This is a genomic window from Propionispora hippei DSM 15287 (assembly GCF_900141835.1).
GTDB lineage: Bacteria > Bacillota > Negativicutes > Propionisporales > Propionisporaceae > Propionispora > Propionispora hippei.
In genome coordinates, this window is the sequence record NZ_FQZD01000011.1 from 79,758 (window position 1) to 99,451 (window position 19,694).

Genomic DNA, 19,694 nt, shown 5'->3' on the forward strand with positions numbered 1-19,694 from the left:
ATATCTTTTTTTAAAATTTAGGAGGAGAGAAATGAGAAAAAATGTTTTAATTGTAGGTGCTGGGGGAGTAGCGCATGTCGTAGCCCACAAATGCGCTATGAACAACGATGTATTGGGGGATATCTGCATTGCATCGCGTACCCAGCAAAAATGTGAGGCTATCATTGAAAGCGTATTGCGTAAGAATCATCTGAAAGATCCTGCCCGAAAATTATACGCGAGGCAAGTGGATGCCCTAAATGTTCCCGAGTTAGTCAACCTGATTAAAGAAACCAAATCTGAAATGGTCATCAATGTGGGGCAGTCGTACATTAATATGTCCGTTTTGGAAGCTTGTATAGAGACAGGTGCGGTATACATGGATACTGCCATCCATGAAGAGCCCGACAAGGTTTGTGAAAATCCGCCCTGGTATGCCAACTATGAATGGAAACGCAGGGAGCGCTGTGCCGCTCAGGGAGTTACCGCTATTTTGGGTATCGGTTTTGATCCCGGGGTGGTAAACGCCTGGTGTGCGCTGGCCCGCGATGAATATTTCGATACCATTGACACTATCGACATTCTGGATGTTAACGCCGGCAGTCACGGCAAATATTTTGCCACTAACTTCGATCCGGAGATCAACTTTAGAGAATTCAAAAAGGTGTGGACCTGGGTGGATCGCCAATGGGTGCAACAGAAGGTTCATTCCATCCGGGTCGATTATGATTTCCCCGTGGTGGGGAGCTGCCCGGTTTATCTGACCGGACATGATGAACTGCATTCGCTTTCCAAAAATATAGATGCCAATTCCATCCGTTTCTGGATGGGTTTTGGCGATCACTATCTGAATGTGTTCTCTGTGCTGACAAATATCGGTCTTACCTCGGAGAAACCGATCAAAGTGGCCGAAGGTGTGGAAATTGCCCCGTTGAAAGTGTTGAAGGCCTTGCTGCCCGATCCCTCCTCCCTGGCACCTGGCTATACCGGCAAGACCTGCATCGGTAACTTTATCCGCGGCACAAAAGATGGTAAACCGCGCGAAATTTTTATTTACAATACCTGTGATCATGCGGAATGCTATAAAGAACTGGAGTCCCAGGCCATCAGCTATACGGCGGGAGTTCCGGCCGCGGCTGCGGCGATTCTGGTTGCCCGCGGTGACTGGGATGTGAAGACAATGGTCAATGTGGAGGAACTGCCCCCCAGACCGCTATTGGACCTGCTGGATAGCATGGGCTTGCCGACCGAGGTCAGCGAAACCCCGGTGACCTTTACGGCACCTGTCATTGAGCATGTAGCTTCAGTATAAATGAATGTATAAAAGTCCCCTATGTTTACGGAAAGCGTAAACATAGGGGACTTTTATTTCCTTTACGGCTATGTGTTTATAAAATTTTCCTTATCTTTTTTCGCAACGGGCAGTATACTTTTGCTGTTGTCTGTAATATAATACGATATATGAACATGTATTCATATATCGGAGGTGTTGGCGATGACGTCTGATTGTACAATGGATACCTGCGAGGAATTGTGCGAACATCCCCAGGTAGTATGTCTGGCCAGAAAGGACGCTTTGCCGGAAACGGAAGCGCAGCAGGTGGCCGAAACTTTTAAATTATTAGGGGATGCCACGAGGATAAAGATGCTGCATGCCTTAGCAAAACGGGAGCTATGCGTGTGTGATCTGGCCGCCGTGGTGGAGATGGGCCAATCGGCTGTTTCGCATCAACTGCGGCTATTGCGCAGTGCCCGTTTAGTCAAATATCGTAAGGAAGGAAAGATGGCCTGGTATTCGCTTGACGATACACACATTGAGTCATTACTGGCTCAATGTGTGGAACATACCAGACATCGCTAAGGAGGCGAACAATGAGCCATTCACATAGTAAAAGTCATGATATTTCCTGCCAGCGGGGCTGCTGTGACGGGACGGTGGCACCAGTCGCCGCCATTTGCAGCTGCTCTGCTGAAAGCGTGGCTGTGGAACCGGATACGGTGGACTGCCATCGGGCGGACTGTGGTCCGGCGGTGCCGGCAAACCAGGCTATTGCCCGATTCGAGCTGGAAGGGCTGGATTGTGGTGATTGTGCCGCTAAGCTGGAAAAAGCCTTAAACCGGCTGCCGGGTATCAGCCGGGCCAGCGTGTCTTTCGCAACGGCTAAGCTTCAAGTGACGTATGATCCGGAGCTGACGGGTACGGCCGCTATTCTCGCCGCCGTGCGGGGCTTTGGTTATACGGGGCGTCTACTCGCCGGGCCAGGACCGGTAACAGACAGAAAAAGCATGGTGTTTGTTATTTCCGGCATGGATTGTGCCGATTGCGCCAAGGGACTGGAAAAGCGGATTAGTAAACTGACCGGCGTATACGCGGCACAGGTGAACTTTGCCACCGGCAAGCTACTGGTGGAGCACAGTCTGCCGGTGGAAGCCATTTATCAGGCGGTGGAGCAGGCCGGTTATAAGGCAAGGCTTGAACTGAAAGGAACGGAGACCTCGACGGGAACGGCTTGGTGGAAGCATGCCAGAACCGGAGCCACCGCTCTGGCCGGTATCCTGTTGGTTGTGGCAACTCTGGCAAATTGGCTGGGCTGCGGTGAAGCTGTTGTTTCTTTTCTTTATGTTGCCGCTGCCATTGCCGGTGGTTATCATACGGCAAGAAGCGGCCTATACGGAATCCGGTCACTGACCTTCGATATGAATTTTCTTATGACGGTTGCCGTTTTTGGGGCTTTTGCCATTGGTGAAGGAAGCGAAGGGGCTACGGTAGCATTCCTATTTTCCTTTGGCAATACGCTGCAAGCGTATACCGTAGATAAAACCCGGCAATCCATCCGGGCTTTGATGGAATTGGCACCGCCGGAAGCTCTGGTGCTGCGGAACGGACAGGAACTGCGGCTGCCGGTAGAAGAGATTGTGGTCGGTGATATCCTTTTGGTAAAGCCCGGTGAGCGGATTGCTATGGACGGCATCGTGGCGGAAGGAATATCAGCCGTTAACCAGGCGGCCATCACCGGTGAAGCCATTCCGGTGGAAAAGCAGGCGGGCGATACCATCTATGCCGGCACGCTGAATGAAAATGGCGCCCTGTCTGTCCGGGTAACCAGAGCAGCCGGCGATTCTACTTTGGCCAGAATTATGAAACTGGTGGAAGAAGCGCAGGCGCAAAAAGCGCCTTCCCAACAGTTTGTCGATGTATTTTCTAAATATTATACTCCAGCCGTTCTGCTGGGGGCACTGGGGGTTATGTTGATCCCCTGGCTGGCGTTCGGACTATCTTTTACCGAATGGTTTTATAAAGGTCTTGTGTTGTTGGTGATCTCCTGCCCCTGTGCGCTGGTTATTTCCACGCCGGTTTCCATTGTGGCGGCTATCGGCAACGCGTCCGCCAACGGAGTTTTGATTAAAGGCGGTGCCTATCTGGAGGAACTGGGTTCCATTGAGGCTATTGCTTTCGATAAGACCGGCACGCTGACGACAGGTCAGCCGGTGGTAACCGGTTTGCTGCCAGTGCAGCCGGTAACGGAACAGGAACTTTTACGGATTGCCGCTTCCATTGAAAAGTTTTCGGAGCATCCGCTGGCAGCGGCAATTTTACAGAAGGCCGCGGGACTTCCCCTGCTGCCGGCGAAAGGCTTTACGGCGCTGGTTGGACGGGGGGCACAAGCCGAGCTGGCGGGAAATACCGTATATATCGGTAATCGGCGGCTGATGGAAGAACTCGGGCTTTCCACGGCGGTTTGCGAGCCGGCTGTCACAGCCTGGCTGCAACAGGGAAAAACAGTCATGTTTGTCGGTAACCGTCGGGAATTACTCGGCGTCATCGCCGTAGCCGATACGGTCCGGGACAATGCCGGCGAAGCGATCGCGGCACTGCGCCGGGCCGGCATAAAGCACACGGCTATGCTTACCGGCGATCAGACCGCCGTGGCTGCCTGGATTGCCGGCAGTTTGCAGCTTGATTCCTATTACAGCGAGCTGCTGCCGGAAGATAAGGTGGCGATCGTTAAAAAAATGGCGGCAGACTATGGCCGGGTTGTTATGGTGGGAGACGGGGTGAATGACGCTCCGGCCCTGGCGGCGGCCAACATCGGGATTGCCATGGGCGTAGCCGGCTCGGATACTGCGCTGGAAACAGCCGATGTGGCCCTGATGTCCGACGATCTGGGCAAGTTATCTTATGTAATGCGTCTTAGCCGCAAGTCAGTAGCCATTATCAAGCAGAATATCGGCTTTTCCGTCCTGATAAAGGTGCTGTTCATCTGGCTGACATTGGCCGGTCACGGCAATCTGTGGATGGCTGTGTTTGCCGATACGGGTTCTTCTATCCTGGTAACACTAAACGGCATGCGCCTTATGCGCCGGCTGGCATAAGCGGTTTGTTGCGTTGGACAGTTGCATTAAAACGGCATTTGCCATAAAATAGAGGGTATATTTTTAATTGCACCAAATAGCGAGGAGACCTTATGAACGATTCACAGAATATAGCGGCAGAGAGGCCAGCCGAAATAAGGCAGGCTGTCCTCTGGACCGCCTGCCTGCTCGGCTGGCTGTCCGCCTTCGGGCCGTTATCCATTGATATGTATCTGCCGGCTATGCCTCATCTGGCCAATGACCTGCAGGCCAGCACTTCCCTGGCCCAGCTTAGTTTGACCGCCTGTCTGCTGGGGATTGCGCTGGGACAGATCTTTATCGGGCCCCTTAGCGACACCTACGGACGGCGGGGGCCCTTATTGGCCGGGTTAGCCATTTACGCTGCCGCCTCGTTTTTATGTGTCCTGGCGCCGACGATGGAACTGTTTGTTGCCATGCGGTTTGTTCAGGGGCTGGCTGGTTCCGCCGGGGTGGTTATTTCCAGGGCAACGGTCAGGGATCTTTACTCCGGACCGGCGATGACCCGTTTTTTTGCCCTGCTGATGCTTATTAACGGCTTTGCTCCCATTTTTGCACCGGTCTTGGGTGGTCAGATTCTGGCGTTTACTTCCTGGCGGGGAATTTTTATCGTCCTGGCCGGCATTGGCCTTGCTATGCTGGCCAGCGTTTTTTTCGGGTTACGTGAGACGCTGCCGCTTAAGCGGCGTTCCCGGGGTGGTATCGCCAATAGTTTGAGGACATACCGCAGCTTGCTGGGCAACCGGACCTTTATGGGGTATGCGCTGGCCCAGGGCTTTGTTTCGGCGGCGATGTTTGCCTATATTTCCGGCTCTCCCTTTGTATTGCAGGATATTTACGGTGTTTCGCCGCAAATGTTCAGCGTTTATTTTGGCATAAACGGCTTAGGCATTATCCTGGCCGGGCAGATAACCGGCCGTTTGGCCGGGCGCATCAGCGAAACCCGGCTGCTGATTGCCGGTCTGGGGATTTCCTTTGTGGGAGGAGCGGCGCTGCTCCTGATGATTTTGCTGCAAGGTTCGTTATATATGATTCTGGTTCCATTATTTTTGGTCATTGCCAGTGTGGGGATTGTCGGGACAAGTTGTTTTGCCTTGGCCATGCAGGATCAGGCCAAGGCAGCCGGCAGCGCCTCGGCCTTGATCGGGCTATTCTCCTTCGTGTTCGGCGGCGTTATGGCGCCCTTGGTCGGTATCGCCGGCAGCCGGACGGCTGTGCCGATGGGTGTGATCATTGCTCTGGCGGAGACGGCCGCTGTATTAAGTTATGTCTGGCTGGTAAAGCATAAAAAAGATTAATCACGGACAAAGAAATACAGGCAAAAGGCGCGCCGGGCGGTTAACGCGGCGCGCCTTTTGCCTGTAGCGGCAGTATCAATTATCTTATGATATGGCTGATGCGTACATCGCCGCCATCATTTAAATCCAGCACGGTACCGTCCTCTAACTGGACTATCGAGCGGGAGGGCCAGCGCTTGTTTGTGCAGACGACACGCCCCTTGCTGCCATTGGTCAGCATAACCGGATCGCCGGTTAGAAAATTGGTCATGTGGCTGGTGAAGGTGAGGCAGGCTTTGGGATCCAGGCGGTATACCTCGTGCTGCAGCTTCTCAATGCTGCAGTAAGGGCTCAACATGCCTGGATCACGATTGATAGTCAACGCTTCATCGTAGAGATCGGCAATGGCAATAATTTTAGCGTAGGGATGAATGTCGGCACCGGACAATCCCTTCGGATAGCCGCTGCCATCCTCCCTTTCATGGTGATCGGTCACACCCAGGCGGACGCTTTCGGCAATACCGGAAACCTTGCTAAGCAGTTCATAGCCTAACGTAACATGCTGCTTATAGGTTTCATAATGGTCGGTCGAGAGCTTATGAGGCCTGTTGACCAGCTTGGGCGGCAGGAGGGATTTGCCGACATCATGCAGCAGGCCGGCCAGTGAAATGGCATGAATGCTTTCCGGCGGGTACTTAAGCCACAGTGCAATCAGGCCGGCAATGACACTGACGTTGACGCTATGGCGAAACGTATAGTCATCGCAGGGGGGTAAATTATATAACTGATCAATAACATTACCGGCGGTGGTCAGGTTATGGGCTAAATCATCGGCTGTTTTCTGAAATGTGGCAAGCGGGAGCATACGGGTTTGGCGGATTGTGTCGAAGGCCTGCTCGACCACATCGACCGATTGGTTATAGGTGTTTAAAAATTTTTGGAGAGCCGGATCGGCAATGACCTGTTCCGTGACTTCGCTCCAAATGGATACGCTTTGGATGTTCCAGGTTTCCAGTTTTTTTATAATAGGTTGTGTAACTACTGTGCCCTGATTAATCAGAACATTACCGTACTCCGAATAGACATCCTTGGCCAATTCGGTGCCGGACACTAAAAAGGCTACCGGTTGCTCGACAATTTTTCTTGATGTTTCTGTCATATGCTTGCACCTCAACCTCATTATTTCCATGTGGCATTGGTAAAATTTTCGCTGCGCCGGAAATAAACCCTTCTTTTTTGCCAAAATTTCCGCCATGTACAGCCGGTGAATCGAGGAATAAAAAAACAGGTACAGTCAATTGACCGGGAGCTGTGCTTACCAGAACGGCAGCAGCCTGGCAGGGCAGGGAAATCAGGCTTGGTGTGGAATTATTAATAACCTTATGAAAAACAAGGCAGACAGGAGCTGGGATGATTGAAAAAACTGCCAAGACTGCAAACAAGGATTATTTTGCTGGTATGCAGCCTGGTCACCGCCTGTTTGCTGGTTACCGGTTTCTTGATATCCAGGGTAATGAAAGCCGACATTCATAGTCAGACTGGAAATCAGGCGCTTGGTGTGGCCCGGCAGGTTGCGTTTGATCCCCTGGTTGCTCAGGCACTCAAGCTGGGGCGGGATGATGGGCGGGTGCAGGCTTTTGCCAGCCGCTGTATGGCCGCTGCCAAGGTGGACTTTATTGTCGTTTTTGACATGGCAGGCATCAGATGGTCTCATCGCGACCCGGAGAAGGTAGGCCAGCATGTGGTTGGCGGCGATGAAGCGGCTGTTCTGGCCGGCAGTGAATACACCTCTGTCGCCGAGGGCACGCTGGGTTCCTCGGTCAGGGCGTTTACTCCCGTGTACGATGAGAAGGGCAAACAGGTGGGAGCCGTACTGGTCGGGATATTGATGACTCAGGTCGATAAGTTGCAGCGCCAGATAGACCTGATTATCGTGATGATTACTCTCCTGGGACTGACGTTCGGGATAGGGGGGGCCCTGCTGCTGGCAAGCAATGTAAAAAAGACGTTGTTTGGTCTGGAACCGGAAGAGATTGCCAAGCTACTGGAAGAGCGCAGCGCCATGCTGCAATCGGTGCGGGAAGGCATTGTGGCGGTGGACAGAGGCGGGCATATTTCATTGATTAATGATGTGGGCCGTCACATGCTGGGCGTGCCGGTGGCGGAGAAAATGCTGCTGGGTAAACTGGTGTCCGAAGTGGTCCCCAATAGCCGCCTGGTAGAGGTTATGCAGTCCGGTAAACTGGAATTCGATCAAGAACAGAATATCTTCGGCACATCCGTATTGACCAGCCGGGTGCCCCTGGTTGTAAATGGGAAAACGGTAGGCGCCATTGCCACTTTCCGGGATAAGACGGAGGTAAAGCGGTTGGCCGAGGAGCTGACGGGAGTACGGATGTATGTAGAGGCTTTGCGTTCCCAGGCCCATGAGTTTATGAATCGTCTTCACGTGATTTTGGGGTTGGTCCGCCTGGAGTGCTACGACCAATTGGCAGCCTACATCAATCAAATTGCTTTCGATCATCAGACGGAAGTTGATTTTGTCAGCCGCCGGATCAAAGATCCTGTGATAGCCGGTTTTATTTTGAGTAAGCTGAGTCTGGCCCGGGAAAAAAGCATACCGATGCAGTTGACGGAGAACAGTTGTTTACCGGGACCGAAGCAGACGGACATGTCCCATGAACTGGTCACCATCATTGGCAATTTGGTGGAAAATGCCTTTGATGCTCTGGCCCAAGCAGCGCTACGGGAGGTTACCCTTCATATTTTTTACGAGGCCGAAAAATTGACCATCAGCGTCAGTGATACAGGGCCGGGAATTTCCGGTGAACTGGCGGCAACGTTGTTTGAATGCGGGGTATCCACCAAGGCTGTGAACCGGGGAATTGGCCTCTCTTTGGTTAAACGCAGTGTCGAGCGATTGAGCGGAACGGTAACATATACATCCAATACGGCACAAGGCACGGTATTTACGGTGACTGTTCCCTATGAAAGTAAGGTGATACTATGTTAGCTGTGCTTATTGTGGAAGATGATCCCATGGTAGCGGAATTAAACCGGCGTTATTTGGAACAACTGGAGGGTTACCGGCTGGCCGGCATTGCCAGCAACGGCGAAGCGGCCTTGCGGTTATTGCGCCAGACGGCAGTCGATGTTGTCCTGCTGGATGTTTTCATGCCCGGCATGAACGGTCTGGAGCTATTGCGGGCGATCAGGCAAGCGCAGCATGGGGTTGATGTCATCCTGGTCACAGCGGCTCATGATGTGGCCACAGTAGAGCAGGCCTTGCGCCAGGGGGTGGTGGATTATTTAATCAAGCCCTTTGAGTTTACCCGCTTTCAGACGGCTTTGCTCAATTATAGCCGGCGCCGCAAATCAATCAGCGAACAGCAGAGTTTTTGCCAGCAGGATTTGGACAAGCAGTTTTTTACTCCTCAGCGTTCCGGTGAGGCGGCTGCTCTTCCCAAGGGGCTTGACCGGAATACAATCAGGACTATCTGGGAACAAATAGTAAGGATCAAGCGGGAGTTTAGTGCCGATGAAATTGCCGGAATAGTAGGGCTGTCCCAGGTATCGATGCGTAAATATCTGAAGTATCTGCAGGGCTTGGAACTAATCAGCGCCGAGGTCAGCTATGGCGCTGTCGGCAGGCCGCTGTACAAGTACCGCTGCATCAATAAACAGGCGAATATGTTTTGAGCAAAAGAGTAAGTTTCCGACAGGAGACTTACTTTTTTTAATTAAAAAACTCTTAAATAAATTTCCAATGATGTACGCCGGCAAAGAAGTTTATTACAATAAATAAAATATTGCAAGAAAGGGGATATGAATGATGATTGGTTTACAGCTATTAGTGATCCTGCTCTGTCTGCTGGTGGGCACCCGGTATGGTGGGATGGGATTAGGGCTGATCAGTGGTTTCGGACTTTTTATACTTACTTTCTTTTTTGGTGTGCAGCCGGGTACGCCGCCTGTCGAGGTGATGCTGACTATCCTGGCCGTTATCGGCTGTGCGTCGGTACTGCAGACGGCAGGCGGTCTGAATGTTATGATGCGGTTTGCCGAAAGATTGTTGCGCCGCCATCCCGACTACATTACGATTTTGGCGCCGCTGACGACTTGGACACTTACTTTCTTATGCGGTACCGGCCATGTGGTATACACGATGTTTCCAATAATTTACGACATTGCGATTAAGAAAAATATCCGCCCCGAACGGCCTATGGCCGTTGCTTCGGTGGCATCCCAGATGGGAATTGGCGCCTCGCCGGTATCGGTTTCGGTCGTTTCGTTGGTGTCTATTCTGGCGCAGGCTCATGGTGTCGGACAGGCTATCGGTATTATCCAGTTATTGTCGGTGTCTATTCCGGCGACTTTCTTCGGGGTTTTGGCGGCCGCTTTGTGGAGTATGCGGCGAGGCCGGGATTTGGATAAGGACCCGGAGTTTCAGGCTAAGCTGCAGGATCCCGAGCAAAAAGCGTATATTTATGGCAGTTCGGATACCATGCTGGACAAAGTGTTTCCCAGGCAGGCCTATTGGGCTACCTGGATTTTCTTTGCGGCCATTGTTCTGGTTGTCCTGCTAGGTGCTTTTCCTGGTCTGCGCCCATCCTTTGCCGGTGCCAACGGCAAGCTAAGTCCCTTGTCGATGAATTTGGCCATTCAGATGATGATGCTGATTGCCGGTGCCGTGATTATGATCGTCTGCAAGGTGGATTCCCGGGAGGTGTCCAACGGCAATGTCTTCAAGGCAGGCATGGTGGCCATCATTTCGGTATTCGGTGTAGCATGGATGAGCGACAGCTTCTTCCAGGTTCATTTCAAGCTGCTGCAGCAGTCGCTGGCCGGTGTCGTAGCCAGTCAGCCCTGGATGTATGCCGTTGTTCTGTTCTTAGTTTCCAAACTGGTAAACAGTCAGGGAGCAGCGATTGTGGCGATTGCGCCGATCGGTCTTAACCTGGGTGTGGACCCCCGGTTGATTGTGGCCTTTTTCCCGGCGGCGTACGGCTATTTCGTGCTGCCTACCTATCCGAGTGATTTGGCCTGTATTGGTTTTGACCGTTCAGGTACGACGAAAATAGGCAAGTTCATTATTAATCACAGTTTTATTCTGCCTGGTATTATCGGTGTGATAACAGGCTGTATCGTAGGCTATACACTGGTAAGCATATTATTTTAAATGCAGGAAAAAAAGGTCTGTTGTCAGGCCTTTTTTTGTATACCGTAATAATGATTTCTAGTTGACAAATTATTACTTTTACTGGATACTAAGAGAGTGTCAATTGTGCAAAGCAGTAAAAATGAATATTGGGCAAACCTGCCGAAAGGCAGGGACGCAAAGCTACGGGTCTAACGACAATGAATTTTGCCTATGATCGCCATGCCGCCAAGTAACCGAGGGGTTAGTTGTTTTGTAGGACAGGGCTATCCCTGTCTTTTTTGCATGGTCAAAAGAAGCTAACCCGTCTGATCGTTAGACCGGCAAGTAGTTTGCCAGACTTGCGCGGCATTGCGGACAGGGCATGAGTCCCTGGGGCGTCTGGCAAGAATGATGGAAGGAGGCGGTTAGGACTGAGCGACAAGGTAAGGGTTCCCGACTTTTGGTGTAGAGGAAGTAAAAACGGGTAGAGGAGATTCAGTGAACAGTGAAATTAACGATAGGTAAAAAGATTTTTGGGGCTTTTCTTGTTATTATTAGCGGCATGGTTCTCTTGAGCGGTTATACTTACTATAAAATTGGCCAGATTAATGAAGAGTACCAGTCTACTACAACGATAAACATTGAAAAACTGATTCTGGCGGAGGAACTGTCCGCTAATATTGTAGATGAAGCCGCGACGGTCCGTAAATTTAATCTTACCGGCGATCCGGCGGCACGGGAAGAGTTTGCTGCTATCCGAAAGGAATCAAACGACAGAATTGACCGGATGGAGCATATTTTTGTAACGGAAAGTGCGAAGAAAAGCATAGTCGAGATTAAGGCGGCCAAGGCGGAATACGAACAATTGGCCACCCAGGCCATGCAGGCAGGTCTGGCCAATGATCAGCAAGCTCTGAAAACCATCATCCAACAAGGGACTGTTCCCTATGCAAAGGTAACCAAGCAAACGGATGAACTGGTTGATATGATTAAGGAGTATGTTAAAACAGAACAGGCGAAAATTGCCGACAAAGCAACAACCAATCAGCGGGTTCTTTTCATTATCAACGGCCTGATTATTGTGCTGGCTGTTGCCATTAGTATTAAACTTAATAGCTCCATCTCTACGGCGGTAGGCCAATTGGTCCGGGCAGTTACGGAGATTGCCGGCGGGAAAATTACCCGAGACAGTATTCGCGTACAGTCAAATGATGAAATCGCTGATTTGGCTGCTGCGGTAAATACGATGAAAAGCAATATGCGGACAATGATTCAGCAGGTTATGGATTCGGCCGAACTATTGGCTGCTTCTTCGGCGCAGTTAAAGGATAATTCCGGCCAAATGGCGCAGGCCGGCAGCCAGGTGGCGGACTCGATCAACGCCATTGCCTCCGGGGCCGAGCAGCAATTGGCTTCCATCGATGCGACGGCGGCGGTAATTACGCAGATGTCGGCCGGAATTCAACAGGCTGCGGCCAATGCGGCGGAAATTAATGAACGGTCGGGCGAAGCGGCGGAAACGGCAATCCTTGGCAGTGAATCGGTGAAGGGTGCTATACTGCACATGAATAAAATAGAAGAAAACGTTTCCCATTCGGCTGAAGTGGTTACGCAATTGGGCATGAGGTCGAAAGAAATTGGGCAAATTATCGACACGATTTCGCAAATTGCCAGCCAGACTAATCTGTTGGCGCTGAATGCGGCGATCGAAGCGGCACGGGCCGGGGAACAGGGACGGGGGTTTGCCGTAGTTGCCGAGGAAGTGCGTAAGCTGGCTGAACAGTCACAGGATGCGGCCAAACAGATTGCCGAGTTGATTGGCATGATTCAGACCGATACCGACAGGGCAGTTGCCGTCATGAACGAAGGACCGGAACTGGTCAGTCAGGGGGCGGATGTTGTGCATATGGCCGGACTGGCTTTTCAGGACATCAACGATCTGGTTCAAACCGTTCATGAACAGATGCAGCAAGTGTCGGACACGCTACAGCAAATTTCCACAGGCAGCCAGCAAATTGTCTTATCGGTAGAACGTATTGACCAGCATAGTAAACTGGCAGTAGGCAAGACACAGGCGGCTTCGGCAGCTACAGAAGAACAGTCGGCGTCGTCGCAGGAAATTGCAGCGGCCAGTGAGGAATTGTCCAGCACGGCAGAGGAGCTAAAGCGTATTGTCGACCGGTTTCAATTAAGTTAAATAGCGGCTCTGCAAGCTTATCGGCCAAGGAAAGGAAAACCCCAGGCGAGTTGATTCCCGCCTGGGGTTTTATGCTATTCTAGATCTAAGATCTTTGTTAACTCCATCGTTATTTTAAGCAAGGGGTTTTCCACCATATAGCCGGATAAAGTCATTTGATCTTCCTTCCTGTGGCCGGTTAGTGACAGAGTGTAGGAATGAATGGCACCGAAGAAAGAAGGGCCTGTACCATGCTTGTTGACACAGACAGAACCGGTGATGGCATCATTTTCGAAAGAGAGTTTGCCAACATGATAAAATGAAGCATCGCCGCCAATAAGCTGATCGCCATCAAGTACGGCGGTACCGGCGCCAAAGGACAGGTTTTTAGTACGAAATTGAAAGGACCAAATACTTTTCGACATATGATTACCCCCTCTTAATCGTTATATCATATAATTTTGCCATATAGTTACAAAATCCTGCCAAATAGGACGGCATTTTTGATAATTGATCATAAAAATAACGCGGCAGATTTCTGTCGCGTTGGTAGGGCAGGTCTTTCCGTATATCGACTGACGAGACGGACTTTTGATGTCCGGCAATTTTTTCTTTCAGGCTTAGTGGAGCCGTAGTTCTATTCTGCCGGAGTATCGTTGGTATCCGGCAGTTCGGTTGCTGCCGGTTGTTCCTCCGGCATGTTTTCTTTTTTAATGTTATGCATAACCAGTTCGGCATCGGAGATACTTGAGAATACACCGTTTAGCAGCTTTTTCATTGACATACCTCCCTTAATTTTGCGTAAACTTCACCACAATATATAGTATATGCGGTAGATATGCAAATATGCCCGGAAAAAATTTCTGTTGCCTGTTGGCAGAAGTTAAAGATGACCAAATAAATAAGGTGGCATAGCCACCTCGGTTACTCCTTATTAGAGTTCTTTTCCGCCTTGCTCTCGCTTTTGGATGCTGCGACATTTTGTGCCTTGTTCCGGGCATTTTGGCGGCTTTTAAACTGATCGAACGTTTTTCCTCCCATAAGAATCACCTCCTGTCTTGAACTCTGCGAAACATGCCTGCTTAATGGGGCGGTACATCATGCATAAGCGGGTCGGCTTCAATTTCCTTTAATTCCAGATTATTTTGGTAAGTAAGGGCCAGCGTGCTGGCGGCATCAAAATATGCATCCTCATAATTGCTGGCTCTTACTGTTTTGCCGGTGTCCAGGCCGTCAAGAAAAATACGGTAGCGTACCATAGCCGGTTTCCTCCACAGTTGTTTATCGGTACTAGTTTATCCTTTGGCCGGCGCTGTTATACCGGTTGTTAGAAAGCTAAGCCTGCCGTAATGGGCGTGCCATAGTCTGATATATAAGCTGTTCTAGTTTACGTAACAATAGGGGGATTGCGGCATACTATATAATAAATCGAAAAATAGGGGGGGCCGTTGCCATGAGAGCCTATGCCTATGGTACGGGACGCCTGATCTATCCGCTGTGTCCTTACTGCCACCGGCCGTATCGTACCGGAATCTGGTACGGCAAGCGTCCACCGAATCCTTTTGTCTTTTTTCCTGAACTGGTGGTTGAAACCTCGTATGCGACGTTGTTTCCGGAACTCGTATTTTATCCCTAGTGATGTAGATAAAGAAAACAGGCAACAGCACCATAGATGTGCTGTTGCCTGTTTTCTTTGTATGTAACAATATTCAATGGTCGTGAATCGGGACCAAGGCAATCCAAAGATCAGGTTTTTTCTTCCATCTCATTAGCCGGTTGTACCTTTGGGTGGCTTGCAGCAGGCAGCCAACGCGCTTGGTCATGCAAATTTTCCCGTAACGGATATAGATTCCCCAGGCTTTACTCATAATACATACCCCTTTCCGGTTTTACGTAATAAGCAGTAGTAGGATGATAGCAGGGAAGCTCTGCCGGAAAAATGGGCAACGGTATTGAATAAAGTCGGAGCAGTGAATCTGCCGGTAGCCGAATTATAACATGAAAGTTTACATAAAGATAGCGGTGCTTTTTTCCAGCGGGAAAACGCCAGCCGGCTGTGGCCGATACCAACCTAGCGGAATATGGTGTAGGGGGAGAATAATATGGATTGAGGGATTGTATGGAAAGAAAGGAATTTAATGATTATGTGAGACAGCTCGTTGTCGGTGTAAATGAAAGGGTACCGTTGCTGAACGGAAGCAATAGTACGGCCATCAATTTTGACAATGCAGCTACCACGCCGCCCTTTCACTGTGTCTTAAGAAAAATTGAAGAGCTTTGTCCCTGGTATTCTTCTGTGCACCGCGGTACCGGCTATAAGTCGGTGCTCACCTCTGACTGGTACGAAGCGGCGAGGGAAGAAATCAAAGCGTTCGTTCACGCAGACGAGGAAAAGGACATTCTTATATATACGAAGAGTACGACCGAGGCGATTAATGTTCTGGCTCATACCCTGTCCCAGCAAGAAGGGCAGGCTGTTGTTCTTTCCTCGGAAATGGAGCATCTGGCCAATGATCTGCCGTGGCGGGATGTCTTTACCACCGACTATGTGGCCGTTGACCGGAGTGGCCGCCTGGTCCTGGCAAATCTGGAGAAAAAGCTGCGGCAATACGACGGCAGCGTAAAGCTGGTTGCCGTCACGGGAGCGTCAAATGTGACAGGCTTTATGAATCCCATACATCAAATTGCTGCCATTTGTCATCAATACGGAGCACAGCTTTTAGTTGACGGAGCGCAGCTTGTGCCGCACTGTCCGCTGGATATGAAGCCTCATTCATCGCGGGAGCATATTGATTTTTTGGTTTTTTCGGCCCACAAAATGTACGCCCCTTTTGGCGTGGGCATCCTGATCGGTCCCCGTAAAGCCTTTCACGATGTCAGCCCCCTGTGCAAAGGGGGTGGGGCGGTCAGACTGGTAGGCCGTCAGTTTGTCGACTGGGATGATTCACCCTATAAGGAGGAGGCAGGGACCCCGAATGTGCTCGGGGTGATGGCTTTGGTGGCAGCCATTCGTTTGATGACACAGCTTGACATAGGAGAAATCCATGCTTATGAAAGAGAACTGACCGAGTATATTATGACCGGCCTGTCGGCGATTCCCGGTATTCGCCTGTTTGGCCGGACACGGAACGGTGAGGATCGGGTAAGCCTTTTTTCCTTTCAAGTGGATGGGCTGGACCATCGGGCGTTTGCCAAAATGCTTTCCTATGAGGCGGGGATTGCCGTGCGCAGCGGGCTGTTTTGTGCCCATCCTTATGTCGAGAAATTACTGGGAGTTACGGAAAAGGAACTGAACTATTATCATAAGCACCAGGAAGCGAGGGTGCCGGGACTGGTTCGGGTCAGTCTGGGCGTGTATAATACCTGCCGGGAGGCTGATGTATTTCTGGAGGCGGTCGATCATATCCTCAAGCATAAAGACCATTACAAACAAAAATATGAAGCGCTGGATAGTCAGGCCGGTTCGGGGAATGTGCCGTTCTGGGTAAAACGGCATGTGCCGTAATAGGGAGGAATATCGCCGGCCATCATATAGACAGGTGAAAAAAGGCCGTTCCGGGGTTGCCGGGGCGGCCTTTTCAACTATTTAGAGAGAAGAGTATGCTTGTGTTTGGCTCAGGTGCTATTGATTCGGGCTGGGGTTATCGCCAGGCTGGCAGGGCGGTTGGCCAGGCAGCGGCCCATGGGGCGGACGGAGAGTGTCAGCCACTTTTTTTGCCTGCTCATCGCTTAGTCCGGCGGCTTTTTTCAGGTCTTTCACCATGTCGGGCCGGCCTGCTGCCTTTTGCTCAAAATAAGCGTGGCGTTCTTCAGGGGTCATGTCTTTGGTTTTTTCGAATTCGGCTTTTCTTTCCTCAGCCTTGGCGGCGAAGAAGCGCTGGAGCTTATCCGATTGTTTCTGGGTAATGGTACCGTCCTGGACAAGCAGCGCTACTTTATTTTTCAGGCCGGGAACGCCTTTTTCCGGACCGGCGGGTCGGGGCGGCCGCATGGCATCGGCCACTGCTTTGGCCTGGTCATCGCTCAAACCGGCCGCGGTCTTGATATCGCCGATAAAGTCGGGACGGGTGCCCTTCTTTTGCTGGAAATAGGTGCGCCGGTCAGCTTCCGACATGGCCTTTACCTTTTCAAATTCCGCCCGGCGTTCATCATCCTTTGCCTGGAAGAAAGACGCCAGCTTATCGGCCTGGTCCTGGGTGATGGTTCCTGCGCTTACTAACTGGGTAAGCGTATCAGTCATCTGCTGTCGCATATCCTTAAAGTCAGGCGGCGGGCATTCCCGGCGGGCTCCAAAATCCGGCGGCGGTGCGGCGGTATCGGGGGCGGCCAGGGCCAGTCCTCCCAGAGAAAGCAGGATAGTTCCGGTGAGAAAACCACCGATGGTCTTTTTCATTAATGATATTTTCATAAGGCATTCTCCTTTGCTGTATAACGTTGTCTTGCTTGATTCTTATTATGCAGGAGAATTGTTACAGCTTTGTTACGAACTTGTGTATAATTAGCATGATCTTGCTTTTGTCACATCAAACCAGAAGCTAACTCCCTGCTCCTGATTGGCAACTCCGTAGGCGTTACCGTGCAGTTCCTGAATGGCACGGACGATGGACAGACCCAAGCCGTAGCCGCCGTGTTCGCGGGACCGGGATTTATCCACCTTGTAGAAGCTTAGCCAGATTTTATCAAGGCTTTCGGACGGAATGGGCCGGCCGGTATTGAAGAGCCAAATGCGGATATGGCTGCCCGTATCTTCGGCTTTGATCTGGAGGCGGCGGTCCCCTTCGGTATGATCCAGGGCGTTGTTGACCAGATTGAATAGAATTTGCTCAATACGGAGCGGGTCGCCGAAAACCTGCAGTTGTTCCGGAACGTCCGTAATGAGTGTAATCTGCTTTTCCGCCAGCAGCGATTGGTATTTCAGCGCAATATCGCTCAGCAAGGCAGAAAGATCAAAATTACTTCGGTTTAGTTTAAAAAAGCCTGATTCAATTTGCGACAGGTTAAGCAGGTCTTTGACCAGCCGGTCCATTTTTTCTGCTTCGTCAATAATGACGGAGCAATAAAAATTGCGGTCTTCTTCGTTGCCGGCGATATTTTCTTTTAAACCTTCGGCATAGCCCAGTAACAGCGAAAGCGGCGTTTTTAACTCGTGAGATACACTGGACACAAAGTCCTGACGCATTTTATCCAGTTTGCGTTCTTTCTCGACATCGGCCATCAATTGCTGGTTTTTTTGATGCAGATCGGCAATGGCCGTCCCCAGTTGGGCGGACAAGTGATTGATACTGTTGCCCAGTTCGCCGATTTCATCGGTGCGGTTGATGGTGCAGGTCTTGGAAAAATCAAGCTGGCTCATGTTTTGGGCGATTTGCTTAAGTTCCAGTATGGGCGAAGTGAATTTTCTGGCGAAGAAGTAGGCCCAGAGGGAACCCAGCAAAATGGAGAGCAGGCCGGTCCAGGCAATGAACTGGGCTGCGATGCCGGCACTTTCCCATACCGGGGCCAGCGGCTGGCGAAGCAGGAGTAGATCACCGTTGCGTAGCTGGTATTCCAGCACTACCGAATCAAGATTCAGTTCCGGACTGTGCTGGATTTCCAATTTGGTGCGGCTGTCGATAATCTCCTTGGCTTTAACGACAGGTACTGGCGGCCGGCGGGGATTGTTATCCCTGGGAAGCGGCGGAACTTTTTCGTTGCCGGGCCTCAGAGGCGGCGGAAAGGGCTCCTGGAATTTCGCATTAATAATGCGGCCGAAAGAGCTGTATTTAACCGAATTATCCTGAGCGATAATGACGATGCCGGCGCCAAGCGTGTTGCCGATCCGTTCGAGTTCCAGAGAGATGTCTTCCGGATTTCCGGCATAGAGTTCGTCGATTTGCCGGCAGTTTTCAATCAGCACCGCTTTCTTTTGCCAATAATAAAATTCCTCCAGCCCCATGGAAGTGAGACCCCAGGAAAACAGGGTAAAGAAGAGCAGAAGCGCGGTGAGGCTGAGAAACAGTCTATTACGAAGTGAGAGTTTCATTTGGCCGCCTCGAATCGATATCCATAACCACGAATGGTTTGAATAAAGGTATGTTTGTCCTGTAATTTGGCCCGGAGGCGGTTGATATGGGTGTCGACTGTTCGCAAATCGCCAAAATATTCATAGTCCCAGACATGATCGAGAATTTGCTGGCGGCTCAGTGCCTTTCCCTTATTTTCGGCCAGGTAGATTAGCAGATCATATTCCTTCGGACTTAAATCGAGGAATTGATTGGCAATGAGGACCTGCCGGGCTGTCGGGTCAATGGTCAGACCATCATAGGAAAATTGTTTGTCCCGGTCCAGTCGCCGAAAGAGGGAATTGACCCGGGCGGTCAGGATTTTGGGACTGAAAGGCTTGGTTATGTACTCGTCGGCACCGATCTCAAAGGCGAATAACTGGTCGATTTCCTCGCCGCGGGCGGTAAGCATGATGACCGGTATATTTGATTTTTTGCGGATCTCCCGACAGACAGTCCAGCCGTCCTGTTCGGGCATCATGACGTCCAGAATGACTAAATCAACCGCCGCTCGATCGAGCACATCCAGCGCGATTCTGCCATTCTCAGCCTCCAGGATGGCATAGCCTTCGCGGGAAAGAAAATCGGCCACCAGTTTTCTCAGGCGCGATTCGTCGTCAACAATTAATACGGTTTTATTCACGGAAGAAATCTCCTTATACAGGTATTAGGTGTATCTGCTTATACAA

The 19,694-nt window shown here is 50.9% G+C and carries 18 protein-coding genes and 1 riboswitch; of the genes, 10 read left to right on the forward strand and 8 right to left on the reverse strand.

Translation table 11 applies throughout. From position 1 onward, the window contains the following. Window positions 1-31 precede the first annotated feature (31 nt). From F3H20_RS08000 to F3H20_RS08015, 4 genes are all read left to right on the forward strand, one after another. Complete coding sequence (locus F3H20_RS08000) at window positions 32-1,291, forward strand: saccharopine dehydrogenase family protein (RefSeq protein WP_149734414.1); 1,260 nt, start codon at window positions 32-34, stop codon at window positions 1,289-1,291. Window positions 1,292-1,474: 183 nt separating this feature from the next. Beyond that, window positions 1,475-1,840, forward strand: coding sequence for an ArsR/SmtB family transcription factor (locus F3H20_RS08005; protein ID WP_223191683.1), 366 nt, complete (start codon window positions 1,475-1,477; stop codon window positions 1,838-1,840). Between the two features lie 11 nt (window positions 1,841-1,851). Then, entirely contained in the window at window positions 1,852-4,353 is a 2,502-nt protein-coding gene (locus tag F3H20_RS08010) for a heavy metal translocating P-type ATPase (protein ID WP_223191684.1), read from the forward strand. A gap of 92 nt (window positions 4,354-4,445) precedes the next feature. After that, entirely contained in the window at window positions 4,446-5,669 is a 1,224-nt protein-coding gene (locus tag F3H20_RS08015) for a multidrug effflux MFS transporter (RefSeq protein ID WP_149734416.1), read from the forward strand. 79 nt (window positions 5,670-5,748) lie between these two features. On the opposite strand, the gene F3H20_RS08020 is transcribed toward F3H20_RS08015, so the two are convergent. Then, window positions 5,749-6,807: an HD-GYP domain-containing protein gene (locus F3H20_RS08020; protein WP_188128239.1), complete on the reverse strand. Its 1,059-nt coding sequence runs from the start codon at window positions 6,805-6,807 to the stop codon at window positions 5,749-5,751. A gap of 255 nt (window positions 6,808-7,062) precedes the next feature. Between F3H20_RS08020 and dcuS the strand changes: the two genes are divergently transcribed. The 4 genes from dcuS (at window position 7,063) to F3H20_RS08040 (ending at window position 12,985) form a co-directional block, all read left to right on the forward strand. After that, complete coding sequence (gene dcuS / locus F3H20_RS08025; RefSeq protein WP_149734418.1) at window positions 7,063-8,661, forward strand: DcuS/MalK family sensor histidine kinase; 1,599 nt, start codon at window positions 7,063-7,065, stop codon at window positions 8,659-8,661. Beyond that, on the forward strand, window positions 8,655-9,347 hold the full coding sequence (locus F3H20_RS08030) for a response regulator (protein WP_149734419.1): 693 nt from the start codon (window positions 8,655-8,657) through the stop codon (window positions 9,345-9,347). The genes dcuS and F3H20_RS08030 overlap by 7 nt, the downstream gene beginning before the upstream one ends. 133 nt (window positions 9,348-9,480) lie before the next feature. Continuing rightward, entirely contained in the window at window positions 9,481-10,827 is a 1,347-nt protein-coding gene (locus F3H20_RS08035) for an anaerobic C4-dicarboxylate transporter (protein WP_149734468.1), read from the forward strand. A 121-nt stretch (window positions 10,828-10,948) separates the two neighbouring features. After that, window positions 10,949-11,039: riboswitch (cyclic di-GMP riboswitch) on the forward strand. A gap of 254 nt (window positions 11,040-11,293) precedes the next feature. Continuing rightward, the gene (locus F3H20_RS08040) at window positions 11,294-12,985 is read left to right on the forward strand and encodes a methyl-accepting chemotaxis protein (RefSeq protein ID WP_149734420.1); all 1,692 of its coding nucleotides are present in this window, start codon (window positions 11,294-11,296) and stop codon (window positions 12,983-12,985) included. Between the two features lie 74 nt (window positions 12,986-13,059). Here F3H20_RS08040 and F3H20_RS08045 read toward each other — a convergent pair whose 3' ends face one another. The 3 genes from F3H20_RS08045 to F3H20_RS19865 all read right to left on the reverse strand — a co-directional run bounded on the left by F3H20_RS08045 (window position 13,060) and on the right by F3H20_RS19865 (window position 14,223). After that, on the reverse strand, window positions 13,060-13,389 hold the full coding sequence (locus F3H20_RS08045; protein WP_091746419.1) for a GrlR family regulatory protein: 330 nt from the start codon (window positions 13,387-13,389) through the stop codon (window positions 13,060-13,062). 212 nt (window positions 13,390-13,601) lie between these two features. After that, window positions 13,602-13,742, reverse strand: a complete 141-nt coding sequence (locus F3H20_RS19860; protein ID WP_188128241.1) for a hypothetical protein — start codon at window positions 13,740-13,742, stop codon at window positions 13,602-13,604. 304 nt (window positions 13,743-14,046) lie between these two features. Continuing rightward, entirely contained in the window at window positions 14,047-14,223 is a 177-nt protein-coding gene (locus F3H20_RS19865; RefSeq protein WP_188128242.1) for a hypothetical protein, read from the reverse strand. A 194-nt stretch (window positions 14,224-14,417) separates the two neighbouring features. Here F3H20_RS19865 and F3H20_RS08050 point away from each other — a divergent pair, with 194 nt between their 5' ends. After that, the gene (locus F3H20_RS08050) at window positions 14,418-14,600 is read left to right on the forward strand and encodes a hypothetical protein (protein WP_149734421.1); all 183 of its coding nucleotides are present in this window, start codon (window positions 14,418-14,420) and stop codon (window positions 14,598-14,600) included. A gap of 73 nt (window positions 14,601-14,673) precedes the next feature. Here F3H20_RS08050 and F3H20_RS19870 read toward each other — a convergent pair whose 3' ends face one another. Continuing rightward, window positions 14,674-14,832, reverse strand: coding sequence for a hypothetical protein (locus tag F3H20_RS19870; protein WP_188128243.1), 159 nt, complete (start codon window positions 14,830-14,832; stop codon window positions 14,674-14,676). A 251-nt stretch (window positions 14,833-15,083) separates the two neighbouring features. On the opposite strand from F3H20_RS19870, the gene F3H20_RS08055 reads away from it, so the two are divergent. Continuing rightward, window positions 15,084-16,469: an aminotransferase class V-fold PLP-dependent enzyme gene (locus tag F3H20_RS08055; protein ID WP_149734422.1), complete on the forward strand. Its 1,386-nt coding sequence runs from the start codon at window positions 15,084-15,086 to the stop codon at window positions 16,467-16,469. A gap of 117 nt (window positions 16,470-16,586) precedes the next feature. Here the strand turns inward: F3H20_RS08055 and F3H20_RS08060 are convergent, their stop codons facing one another. The 3 genes from F3H20_RS08060 to F3H20_RS08070 all read right to left on the reverse strand — a co-directional run bounded on the left by F3H20_RS08060 (window position 16,587) and on the right by F3H20_RS08070 (window position 19,648). Further along, window positions 16,587-17,372 (reverse strand): hypothetical protein, encoded by a 786-nt coding sequence (locus F3H20_RS08060; RefSeq protein WP_149734423.1) that lies wholly within the window; start codon window positions 17,370-17,372, stop codon window positions 16,587-16,589. Between the two features lie 90 nt (window positions 17,373-17,462). Beyond that, a complete protein-coding gene (locus F3H20_RS08065; RefSeq protein ID WP_149734424.1) occupies window positions 17,463-18,986 on the reverse strand; it encodes a HAMP domain-containing sensor histidine kinase in 1,524 nt (507 codons plus the stop codon). Beyond that, on the reverse strand, window positions 18,983-19,648 hold the full coding sequence (locus tag F3H20_RS08070) for a response regulator transcription factor (protein WP_149734425.1): 666 nt from the start codon (window positions 19,646-19,648) through the stop codon (window positions 18,983-18,985). The genes F3H20_RS08065 and F3H20_RS08070 overlap by 4 nt, the downstream gene beginning before the upstream one ends. Window positions 19,649-19,694: the final 46 nt, after the last annotated feature.